Consider the following 11,927-nt stretch of genomic DNA (forward strand, 5'->3'; position numbering starts at 1 on the left):
ATGATGAATGCTTTAGAACGTCGCTCAACTTTTGCCTTAAGCAGTATTTTTGCACTACGCATGTTGGGTTTGTTCATGATTATTCCTGTTTTTTCTGTTGCAGGACAATCATATCAATATGCAACACCTGCACTGATTGGTCTTGCGGTAGGCATATATGGTCTGAGTCAGGCTATTTTGCAGATTCCATTTAGCCTTTGGGCGGATCGTTTCAGTCGTAAGCCCCTGATTGTATTCGGACTGTTTTTATTTGCTTTAGGTGGTGCGATTGCTGCAATGTCAGAGACCATTTATGGCGTGATCATTGGGCGTGCAATTGCAGGTGCCGGGGCTGTCTCTGCTGTGGTCATGGCACTTCTTGCCGATGTCACTCGTGAGGAACAGAGAACTAAAGCTATGGCAATTATGGGGATGAGTATAGGTTTATCCTTTGTCGTTGCATTTAGTTTAGGCCCTTGGCTTACTAGTCTGGTGGGGATTTCTGGGCTTTTCTGGGTAACTACAATCATGGGGTTGCTTGCAATTTTTGCATTGTTCCTTGTTCCGAAAACTACACGTCATCATAAAAATTTTCAGCAAGGCTATTTAAATCAGCTTAAACAAGTATTGAAAATGGCTAACCTGAATCGCTTGCATGTTTCAGTATTTACCTTGCATTTGCTATTAACAGCAATGTTTGTTTACGTACCATCACAGTTGATTGAGTTTGCTGGTATACCTCTTTCCAGACATGGAGTGGTCTATTTACCTTTACTGGTTGTCAGTCTGTTTTTTGCTTTTCCAAGTATCATTCTGGCTGAGAAATACCGAAAAATGCGTGGAATTTTTCTGACAGCTATTTCAGGAATTATTATTGGTTTAATCATTCTGATTTTTGGATATGAGTCAAAATATGTTTTATTGACTGGGTTGGGGTTGTTTTTTATTGCGTTTAATGTGATGGAAGCACTTTTGCCATCATGGTTGTCTAAAGCTGCTCCAATCCAGTCCAAAGCAACAGCAATGGGTGTTAATGCAAGTGGACAATTCTTAGGTGCATTTGTTGGCGGAACCTTGGGCGGTCAATTATTAATGTTACATAATACTGCTTTAGGTTGGAGTGTTCTGGCAGCTATTGCTATAATCTGGCTGCTCATAAGTTTTGGGCTGGCTCAACCACGCTATTTAACATCGATTGTATTGAAATTACCTGAAGTAAAACAAACCGATGATTGGACTTCACAGTTATTATCGATTCATGGTATTGAAGAGGTCGTGGTGATGTCTGAACAACAAGTTGCCTATATTAAAGTTGATAAACAGCAAATCGATGATGCTGGGCGACAACATTTAACGCACTTGTTAGGTAAAGAGGTAGCCATTTAACCATAACTCTTATAAAGTAAAATGTAGAAACGAATAGGAAGATGACATCTAATGCGTGGTGTAAACAAAGTTATATTAGTAGGTACTTTAGGTCGTGACCCTGAAACTAAGACTTTTCCAAATGGGGGCTCTTTAACTCAATTCTCTATTGCGACCAGTGAATCGTGGACAGATAAGAATACGGGTGAAAGAAAGGAACAAACAGAATGGCATCGTATTGTATTGCATAACCGTCTAGGTGAAATTGCACAGCAATACTTGCGTAAAGGTTCTAAAGTATATATCGAAGGTTCATTGCGTACTCGCCAATGGACTGATCAAAATGGTCAGGAACGCTATACCACAGAGATTCGTGGTGAACAAATGCAAATGCTAGACTCAAACCGTCAGCAAGGTGAACAAGGCTTTGCGCCAGACAATGGTGGTTTCAATCAGCCTCGTTTTAATAATAACCAGCAAGGTGGTTATGCTCAAAACAATGCTGGTGGTGGTTATGGCAATGGCGGTAATGGTAACCAAGGTGGTTATGGTAATGCTGGAAACAGTGGTGTGAATCAAGGTTTTCAGTCACCAAAACCGCAATCTGCTCCAGCAGCACCAGCTCCAGCCGATCTGGATGATGATTTACCGTTCTAATTTATCTCATTTATATGACGATATTAAAAAAAGAGCTTGATATATCAAGCTCTTTTTTTAGTTTAACTAGCTGACCTTAAGAACAAGGAGTTGCATGGTTTTATTGGAAAAACACAAAAAGACTAACGTGAGCTTTTGGAAAAGTACTCATTTTTGTAAATTATTCACTTAAATTGTTTTGTAAAAGCCGTTTTTTCATACGTGGTTTATACAATAATTGGTATGTTATACCGAGAATAACTAACCATAGAGGACTAATCATCAAAGCCTGATATGTATCGGCTTCTAAACTTAATATCGCCAGTGCAAAAATTAAAAAACCTATAATGACATAAGACATAAAAATACCACCTGGCATTTTAAAATTTGATTTTGCATGTAATTCTGGGCGTAATTTACGATAGCGAATATAGCACACCATGATTAATCCCCAGATGCTAATAAATAAAATAACGCAAAGTGAACTAGCTAATGTGAAGGCTTCAACAGTATTTGGAACAAAATATTGTAATGCTGCACCCGCCATAATGAATAAACATGAAAATGTTAATCCATTTGCAGGTACAGAGCGTCTGGATAAACGGCCTAAAGACTGTGGCGCCTGTCCACCTTTAGATAACCCGAAAAGCATGCGGCTAGTAGAAAACACGCCACTATTCATAGAAGACATGACGGAAGAGAGTACGACCAAATTCATAATAATTGCAGAAGTTGGGATACCAGCATGTAAAAATAATTCAACAAATGGGCTTTTATCTGCGCTGATCTGATTCCACGGTGTTACTGACATCATGATTAAAAGTGCTAAAACATAAAATAATACGGATAGGGATAGCATTAATCGCTTTAGGTAGGTTTTTATGTGGATCTTTAGTTTCAGCTGCTGTAGTCCCAATCAACTCGACACCAACAAACGCAAACATGGCAATCTGAAAGCCTGCCAAAAAACCTGATGTGCCTTTGGGGAACATTCCTCCATAAGACCAAAGATTACTTAATGCAGCACGTGTTCCATCTGGTGTCTGGTAATGGTGAAACAGCATATATCCACCAATAAAAATGAGCGCTAAAATGGCTAAAATTTTAATCAGTGCGAACCAGAATTCAATTTCACCAAATAGTTTGACAGTGAGCAAGTTGATACCTAGTACCAGAAGTACACATCCAGCACTAATGAGAGCTTGTCCTATAGGGGTAAAACTTGTACCTTCAGGTAACCAGAAAGTCAGATAATTAATAATCGCGGCTAAATCGGCAATACCCACTAAAACCCAACCGAGCCAATATGACCAGCCAAAATAATAACCTGCGCCTGGTCCAATCAGGTCATGTGCCATATCAATGAATGATTTGTAATGTAAATTGCTTAATAGCATTTCTCCTAATGCACGCATTAAGAAGAAGAACATGAAACCGATAAGGATATAAATGAATAAAATAGAGGGGCCTGAGAGTGATATGGTTTTTCCAGAACCCATAAATAGTCCTGTTCCTATTGCTCCGCCAATGGCGATGAGTTGTAGGTGACGATTCGATAACTTCCTCTGTAACTCTTGTGAAGTATCAGCTTCGTTTTTTTGATGCATAGTTGCCATCAGTTCATATCCTTTTCATTTTTTTAATGAGTCAATCAAACTGGCATTCCAGCGAAGTTTGGGGGAGTTTGACTCATATCACCGAATTAGATGTTATTAAGATGTTCTAATTCGGTAGAATTTTTATCTAATCTTTATTGGGAAATAAATTGAAAATTATTTTTCAGCTGCAATCACTGCAATTTCAATCAGCCAGTCAGGATTGACCAGATCTGCTTGAATGGTAGCTCGTGATGGTGTTTGATGACCTTGCATCCAGTCTATCCAGATCGCATTTACAGTTTTAAAGTCATCCAGATTTTTAATGAATAGTGAAGCCGATAACAAACGTGATTTATCCGTATTTGCAAGTGCAAGTAATTCATCAATTTTAGCTAAAACCTCCTTTGTTTGCCCTTCAATATCAAGCGAAGTGTTGTTTGGTACCTGACCTGAAAGATAAACTGTATGATTGAAAACGGTCACGGCACTCATGACTTCGTTAGTGTTATATTTTTGGATGTCGGATTGACTCATTTCACTTTTCCTTATGCTTCGATCTTGAAAGAAACCCGTTGTGTCACACTGCACATCAGCTCATAGCCGATCGTACCGGAACCTGCTGCAACTTCATCTATTGGTAAAATTTCACCAGTTTGGGCTTGTCCCCACAGTACAACTTCACTGCCAATTTCGGCGTGAAGAATGTTACTTAAATCAACTGCGAGCATGTCCATACTGACACGCCCTACAATATGTGTGCGTTGACCATTGACCAAAACCGGTGTTCCTGTTGCAGTAATACGTTGATAACCATCTGCATATCCACAGGCGACAATACCGATGGTCATGGCAGTTTCTGCAGTAAATTTTGAACCATAGCCGACAGTGTCATTCTTTTTTAGATTTTGAATGGCAATCAATTCGCTACGTAAACTCATCGTTGGTTTGAGATCCCAGTCTTGAATAGAATGGGTTGGATAGTCTGGTGAACTGCCATAGAGCAAAATACCAGCCCTGACAATATCTGTATCAAGTGTTGAATGCCGTAGAATGGCAGCACTATTACTTAGAGATCTTTTTCCGGGTAAATCTTGGGTGGTATGATCGAATGCAATGAGCTGATGTTCTATTCCATCTTGACCCAAACGATCACCATCAGCATCTGAAAAATGCATCATATGTGTAATCGAACGAACATTTTTAAATCTATTCAATTGTTCCCAAACTTGACGGTATCGTTCTGGCGTAAATCCTAGACGGTTCATGCCACTATTCATTTTCAGGAAAATATTAAACTGAGCAGGGGACTGGTACTCTTGTAACCATTGCAACTGGGCTTCACTGTGTATGGTGAAATTCAGTTGATATTGTTCACAGTCATATAAGTCTTGTGCAGAAAATATGCCTTCCAGAAGAAGAATAGCACCGTGCCAACCGAGTGCACGGATACGTTTGGCTTCATCAATGTCAAGCAGGGCAAAGCCATCTGCAGACTTTAATGCATCATATACCCGTTCAATACCATGCCCATAAGCATTGGCTTTGACTACAGCAAAAACTTTGCTACCCGGTACATTTTGACGAACGATGGATAAGTTATGTTTTAAGGCATCATGATGAATGACTGCCTGAATTGGACGAGGCATGTATATTTCCTATCCAATTATGCAGCATGTGGATAGCGGTTAATGGATAAACCTTCAGTGCTAATATCGGTCTTATGTTGCATCACGATATCACTGATCAACTTGCCTGAACCACATGCCATGGTCCAGCCGAGTGTTCCGTGCCCTGTATTTAGGAACAGGTTTTTAAAACGGGTTGCACCAATAATCGGAGTACTGTCAGGGGTCATTGGGCGTAAACCAGTCCAGAAGAAAGCTTGTTCCAGATCACCACCCGGGAATAGGTCTTTGGTCACCATTTCCAGCGTTTGACGTCGGTTTTCTTTAAGACCTAGATTGAAGCCGCTCAGTTCAGCCATACCGCCGACACGGATACGTTCGTCAAAACGGGTAATCGCAATTTTATAAGTTTCATCTAAAACGGTAGATTGAGGTGCAAAGTTTGCATCAATAATAGGGATTGTTAGTGAGTAACCTTTAACTGGATACACAGGCAAATCAAGTTCCAGTGGTTTCAGGAAATCACGTGAATAACTTCCAAAAGCGAGGACATAGCGGTCTGCTTTGATTATTTCACCATCAACAACAACCCCTTTGATTTCATCACCTTCAACAATCAGGTTTTGTACGTTTTTATTGAACTGGAACTCAACACCGATGCTTTCGGCAAGTTTAGCTAATGCATTGGTAAATAAGTAACAATCACCTGTTTCATCATTTGGTAAATGCAAGCCACCGACCAGTTTGTCTTTCGCAAACTCAAGTGCTGGTTCTACTTTGCTTAAATTATCTTTGTCTAGAAGCTCATAAGCCACACCACATTCTTGTAATACTTGAATGTCACGTTGTACTGCTTCAAGTTGAGCTTCATTACGAAACACCTGTAATGTTCCTTTTGAACGATGTTCATAGTGAATATCAGTGTCTTTACGAAGTTCGCGTAAACAGTCACGGCTATATTCTGCAACACGGGTCATACGTTCTTTATTGATCGCATAACTTTGAGGGTTACAGTTTTTCAGCATTTGAGCCATCCAGTTCAACTGCCACATGCTACCATCAAGGTTAATGGCGAGAGGTGCATGGTGTTGAAACATCCATTTTACTGCTTTAAATGGAATGCCAGGTGCTGCCCATGGTGTTGAATAGCCAGGGGAAACCTGTCCAGCATTCCCAAAACTGGTTTCTTCTGCTGGTCCTGACTGGCGATCTAAAACAGTTACTTTGGCACCTTGTTTCGCAAGGTAGTAAGCACTTGCAACGCCAATTACGCCACTGCCTAAAACGATAACATTCATTTTTCTAGTCCTTTAAAAAGCATTAGGTGATTTCACTAGTATATTTATTAATAGATAGTTTTTTTCACTGTTTTTAAGGTTATAATGCAGGTGATTGAATAGTTTTTTCATGGAAAAATTAAAAAAACAGGGAAAATCTGATGCGTAAATTAGACCGTATAGATTGTATGATCTTAGATATTCTGCAAAAAGATGGGCGTATTGCGATTAGTGAGTTGGCGGCAAAAGTAAATTTGTCTACCACACCATGTTCAGAGCGAGTCAAACGTCTGGAACGTGATGGCATCATCATGGGGTATTATGCACGTTTAAATCCTGCAATGGTTGATCGAAATTTACTGGTATTTCTGGAAATTAAATTGTCAGCCAAATCGGGTGATGTGTTCGATCAGGTTGCGAAAAGCCTGACAGAGATACCCGAGGTATTGGAGTGCCATCTGATTTCAGGTGAATTTGATTATCTGGTTAAGGCGCGATTAAAAGAAATGGGAGCTTATCGCCGTCTGCTTGGTGATTTGTTAAAGAAATTACCTGCTTCGGCATCATCGCATAGTTATGTGGTGATGGAAGAAGTGAAAGAGAGTTTGTATTTAAAGGTTGATTGAATTTTTTTAATTCCCCCTCCTTTGATAAAGAGGGGGAATTATTAATCATGTAACATCATTTTTGACTTGAACTAGCTCGCAGCTTTGAAAAGAAGGTTGAGATCACTATTTACCATTCATAACGCAATCTAAATAAATGCATATCAGGTGTTCCACTCGTGTCTTTGGTATAAAGACGTTCATAATCAAATCCGATACCATGATTGAAGCGAACAGCGACACCGACACCATTGTCACGTCTGGAAAAGTGATAACCACTGGTATATTTCAGATAGTTACCCATGATATAAGGCTGAACAAACCGGATACCATAGTTGGCAATATTAAAATTATATCCAGCATAATATTCCACACCATAAGCTTCAGTATCTAAGAACTGGTGAAGGTTGGCCGGGGTTGATTGCCCTAAGGCATTATAATTTGGCAATAGATTTTTATACCAGCCACCACCTAATCCAAACATCCACTGACCATCAAAATAGAACAGGGCAGAAGCGATAGCATCTTGCGAAAAGTTATGTTTATTTTGCTGATCATCTAAACTGGCTTTATTATGCTTATAAGAGGTTGCCCAGCTTAAGCTTTTATTTAAATGAACATCAATGGCTATTTCTTCACCTGATTTACGCTGATATTGAAGTCCTTCTGGATAGGTTTGATCTTTAAATAAATAAGCAGCATAAACATCGAAGTATTTGTTTTTCTTTTCGTATCTTAATGTCTTACGTGATGCCTGTGTTCCATCGTAATAGGCGACAGGGCTCCAGGTCTGTGGTTGAGCAAGTGTGTTATAGTCCCATAGGTCGGTTTTTGTACCGACAACATCATAGTAAACACTGTACATTTTTCCATATTTTAATGTGCCATAAGTATTACTCGACACGCCAAAATAGGCTTGTTCTGTCGTGACATTTTCATCACCTTTACGGTAGTGCCCATCCCAATCCAGAATTTTGGGTGGATTAATAAAATTTTGATAGCCTGCAATGAAATGTAGGTCATCATTAACTTTATAGTCTGCATTTGCATACATACGACTGGTCGCACTATAGCCATTTCTGCGATATTTTTGACTGGCATTGGATTCATTATAACTGTCAAAATTGAGTGCCTGAAGTCGTAAGCTTCCATGTGTGGTAAGTTTGAAATTATCCTGATCATTAAAGAGATGGTCTTTATTGATGAGTGTCACTTCTGCAAAACTTGATGTAGATATTGCTAAAGTTAAGGCAATAAAAAGCTGATGGTACTTAAGTTTAAACTTAACCATGATGATAACGTCCGTGTTAAATAAGATGAAATTTAATTCAATATTTTGTGAAAAAATTCATCTAAAATGTTGTAATGATTGATTTGGTGTAATTGAAAAAAATTAACAGAATCCTGATCAATCTTTTGCCTTTTTTGAAAATAGATCTGGCTTTGATATTTCAGCTCATCCAGTTCATTTTCCCCACAGTAAATTGCATAAGGTTTAGAACACTGTTCTATTGAATTGATCGGGCTATATTTAGAAATATCCTGATCCGATAAATTCAATGCATTATTTAAATGTGTGTCTCGAATTGGAGCTAAATCATAAATTCCACTGAGCAGGGTAGCTTCACTGATGATGTGATGCTGAAGCAGCATTGCTGTTAAATGTGCTCCTGCAGAATGCCCTACAACCAGAACTTCATTAGTCAACCAATCTTGCTGGGCAATGAAATCAAGCCCTTGCTGGATTTGCATTACGATCTCACCGATTTGACGATGAGGTGCTAAATCATATTCAAGCAGGACACATTGCATATTTTTTGCGAGTACATCATGAGCAATAAATGCAAAATCCGATTTTTCACACCATTGCCAATAGCCCCCGTGGATAAAAATCACGGTTTTATGGGCATCAGTTAAAGGAAACAGATCCAGTGTTGAGCGATCTGTTTCGGCATAGTGAATATTTTGAATATTCACCATGGATTGATAGCTAGAACGACTACGTTCCTGAAACGTTTTAAGAATATCGGCTTCACTATCAACTGTTTGAGCATTATCATAAAGTTTCATGTGACAATTATTTCGAAGTCTCTTCTTTACTATTTACATTTAGCTTTGTAGAACCACGTTTTAAAAAGTAAAAGAACACTAAAAACAGAATAAAAGGCACACCGAACTGTAAGGTTGATTTAAACTCATGGGTAAACCATGTCGTTATGGTAATGCTGAGAATACTAACCAAGCCAAAGAGTGAGATAAACTTGCTGGCAGGAATTTGATACTTTAAATGAATGTGATTTCTGGTCACATGTTTTCTAAAGAAAAGGTGAGTGACAAAAATACTTCCCCACGTAAACAGTGCACCAAACATGGAGAGTGCAATCATGATTGGAAATGCTGATTCCGGATTAATGGTATAAACCACGCTCGCAACACCAATTCCGATTGCAGAGAGCATCAGGGCATTCATTGGTACACCATTACTGCGAATTTTACCGAAAACCTGGGGGGCATCTCCTGCACGAGATAAGCTAAATAGCATACGCGTTGAGATGTAAAGCATGCTGTTCATAGCAGAAAGTGCTGCGACAATAACAATAAAGTTCAGAATACTGTCGGCATAAGGGATTCCCACAAGTTTCATCACAGTTACAAATGGGCTGGTTGCATCTTTGCCAATGAGTTCCGTCCAGGGAACCAGTGCAACAATCAGGAAAAGTGAAAGTAAATAAAATAAAAACAGACGTAGAGCGGTATTTTTAAAAGCAGATTTTACCGCTTTTTCTGGGTCAGAAGCTTCACCTGCCGCAACTGCGATCATTTCAATACTTAGATAACTAAAGATTGAAATAATGACACCAATCCAGACACCGCTAAAACCATTAGGCATAAAGCCACCGTGTCCAGTCAGGTTCGCTGCAACATGGCTACTTTCTTGTGTATTTTGAGTCAGGATTCCGATGGCTAACAAGATAAATACGATAATGGCAAACACTTTAATGGTAGAAAACCAGTATTCCACCAAACCAAATGCCTTAACACTATAAGCATTTACTGCTATTAAAGTACCTGAGAAAAAGATAATCCATATCCATGAAGCAACATGTGGAAACCACATTTTCATATAGTCCGCAACAGCGGTAATTTCTGTGCCTACAGCTAAAACGATACATGCCCAATAACTGTAGCGAACTAAAAATCCTGCAAGTGGATGGATATAATGCTCGGCATAAGCACCGAATGATCCTGACGTTGGGTGCTGTACGGTCATTTCAGCCAGACATGCCATAAGGGCAAATGCGATCAACCCGCCAATGGCATAACTTAAAATAACTGCTGGACCTGCAAAACTAATTGCAAATTTGCTTCCCATAAACAGTCCGGTACCAATTGCACCGCCTATGGCAATCATCCCCATTTGTTTGGCTGTTAATTTTTTATGTAGACCCGCTTCACGTGTCTGGATCTCATCAAAATTACTCATAGGCCCTCCTGGCCAAAAGCATGTTTTGAGTGACTGATTAAGTCACTGCACCCCGAACTAAGTAGCTTTCATTTTTCCATTCATTGTGTTGCATGATGGCTTTCAAATGCTGTACGGCATTCCAGATATCTTCATAACCCAGATACAGTGGTGTAATTCCAAAACGGAGAACTTCAGGTTCTCGATAATCACCAATAACACCACGTGCAATCAATGCCTGAATAATTTCATAGCCATGAGGGTGTTGATAGCTTACATGACTGCCACGATAGTGATGATCTGTTGGAGTGATCAGTTCAAAACCGAATTCTGAACATTCCTGATTGACCAAGTCAATAAATAAGTCTGTTAATTTTAAAGATTTTTCACGAATTTTTTGCATGCTGGCTTTGAGGAAAATATCCACGCCACACTCAATCAGACTCATGGAAATAATTGGCTGTGTACCACATAAATAGCGACGGATACCTTTGGCAGGTTCGTAATGCTGCGCCATGTCAAATGGTTTTCTATGTCCCCACCAACCAGATAAAGGTTGCCAGAATTCATCACGGTGTTTTGGGTTAACCCATAGTAAGGCTGGTGAACCTGGACCACCGTTGAGATATTTATAGGTGCAGCCAATAGCAAAATCACTATTAGCTGCATTTAAATCCATAGGGACTGCACCTACTGAATGGCATAAATCCCAAATAATCAAGGCATTTTTTGCATGAATTTTGGTGTTGATTTCAGCCATGTCATAGAAATAACCAGTACGGTAGTTGACATGTGAAAGCACGACAACAGCAACTTCGGACTCTAATACCCGATCAAGGTCACTCACACCGTCAATCAATTCGACTTGATAACCTTGATTAATCAGGTCAATAAAACCTTCGATGATATAAATATCTGTTGGAAAAGCATCTTTTTCAGCAACAATGATCTTTCGTTCAGGATACTTGTTTGCCTGAATTTTTACTGCGGCAGAAAGCACTTTGAACAGATTTAGGGTTGTTGAATCAGAAATGACGGTTTCCCCTTGTTTTGCCCCGATCAATTGACCTACTTTATCACCCAAACGTACAGGCAATCCCCACCAGTCTGCTTTATTCCAGCTATTGATCAGGTCTTCACCCCATTCCTGTGTAATGATGTGCTGGGCATAATTTAATGAGTTTTTAGGTCTTGCCCCGAGAGAGTTACCATCCAGGTAAACTATATCTTTAGGTAATGCAAATTCATCCTTAAAGTGTTTTAGTTCATCCTCTTTGTCCCAGTAAAGACATTGCTCATGAGTGATCATTTATTTATCCGCCTTAATATTTTCGTCCTTTGAATGATTCGATTTTATCATGCAATTTTTTTGCTTTTAT

10 protein-coding genes and 1 pseudogene are annotated in these 11,927 nt (G+C 39.3%); 3 read left to right on the forward strand and 8 right to left on the reverse strand.

Going from position 1 to position 11,927, the window contains the following annotated elements:
- Positions 1 to 1,365, forward strand: a complete 1,365-nt coding sequence (locus KPC_RS00300; RefSeq protein ID WP_121972459.1) for an MFS transporter — start codon at positions 1 to 3, stop codon at positions 1,363 to 1,365.
- A 51-nt stretch (positions 1,366 to 1,416) separates the two neighbouring features.
- Entirely contained in the window at positions 1,417 to 2,001 is a 585-nt protein-coding gene (ssb, locus tag KPC_RS00305; RefSeq protein ID WP_121972460.1) for a single-stranded DNA-binding protein, read from the forward strand.
- Between the two features lie 160 nt (positions 2,002 to 2,161).
- Here the strand turns inward: ssb and KPC_RS00310 are convergent.
- From KPC_RS00310 to KPC_RS00325, 4 genes and pseudogenes are all read right to left on the reverse strand, one after another.
- Positions 2,162 to 3,587: pseudogene (locus KPC_RS00310) on the reverse strand (amino acid permease).
- A gap of 165 nt (positions 3,588 to 3,752) precedes the next feature.
- Entirely contained in the window at positions 3,753 to 4,112 is a 360-nt protein-coding gene (locus tag KPC_RS00315; protein ID WP_121972461.1) for a RidA family protein, read from the reverse strand.
- Between the two features lie 11 nt (positions 4,113 to 4,123).
- Positions 4,124 to 5,224, reverse strand: coding sequence for an alanine racemase (gene alr, locus KPC_RS00320; protein ID WP_121972462.1), 1,101 nt, complete (start codon positions 5,222 to 5,224; stop codon positions 4,124 to 4,126).
- A 17-nt stretch (positions 5,225 to 5,241) separates the two neighbouring features.
- The gene (locus tag KPC_RS00325) at positions 5,242 to 6,501 is read right to left on the reverse strand and encodes a D-amino acid dehydrogenase (protein WP_121972463.1); all 1,260 of its coding nucleotides are present in this window, start codon (positions 6,499 to 6,501) and stop codon (positions 5,242 to 5,244) included.
- 140 nt (positions 6,502 to 6,641) lie between these two features.
- Here KPC_RS00325 and KPC_RS00330 point away from each other — a divergent pair, with 140 nt between their 5' ends.
- Positions 6,642 to 7,106 carry an Lrp/AsnC ligand binding domain-containing protein gene (locus KPC_RS00330; RefSeq protein ID WP_121972464.1) on the forward strand — a complete coding sequence of 155 codons (465 nt, stop codon included), beginning with the start codon at positions 6,642 to 6,644 and terminating at the stop codon, positions 7,104 to 7,106.
- A gap of 109 nt (positions 7,107 to 7,215) precedes the next feature.
- On the opposite strand, the gene KPC_RS00335 is transcribed toward KPC_RS00330, so the two are convergent.
- The 4 genes from KPC_RS00335 to kynU are packed head-to-tail and all read right to left on the reverse strand — an operon-like array spanning position 7,216 to position 11,857.
- Complete coding sequence (locus KPC_RS00335; RefSeq protein WP_121972465.1) at positions 7,216 to 8,376, reverse strand: porin; 1,161 nt, start codon at positions 8,374 to 8,376, stop codon at positions 7,216 to 7,218.
- A 32-nt stretch (positions 8,377 to 8,408) separates the two neighbouring features.
- Positions 8,409 to 9,155, reverse strand: coding sequence for an alpha/beta hydrolase (locus tag KPC_RS00340; protein ID WP_121972466.1), 747 nt, complete (start codon positions 9,153 to 9,155; stop codon positions 8,409 to 8,411).
- Positions 9,156 to 9,162: 7 nt separating this feature from the next.
- A complete protein-coding gene (locus tag KPC_RS00345) occupies positions 9,163 to 10,569 on the reverse strand; it encodes an amino acid permease (RefSeq protein WP_121972467.1) in 1,407 nt (468 codons plus the stop codon).
- 37 nt (positions 10,570 to 10,606) lie between these two features.
- Positions 10,607 to 11,857 carry a kynureninase gene (gene kynU, locus KPC_RS00350; protein ID WP_121972468.1) on the reverse strand — a complete coding sequence of 417 codons (1,251 nt, stop codon included), beginning with the start codon at positions 11,855 to 11,857 and terminating at the stop codon, positions 10,607 to 10,609.
- Positions 11,858 to 11,927: the final 70 nt, after the last annotated feature.

Source organism: Acinetobacter stercoris (assembly GCF_900323515.1).
In the GTDB taxonomy this organism is placed as follows: domain Bacteria; phylum Pseudomonadota; class Gammaproteobacteria; order Pseudomonadales; family Moraxellaceae; genus Acinetobacter; species Acinetobacter stercoris.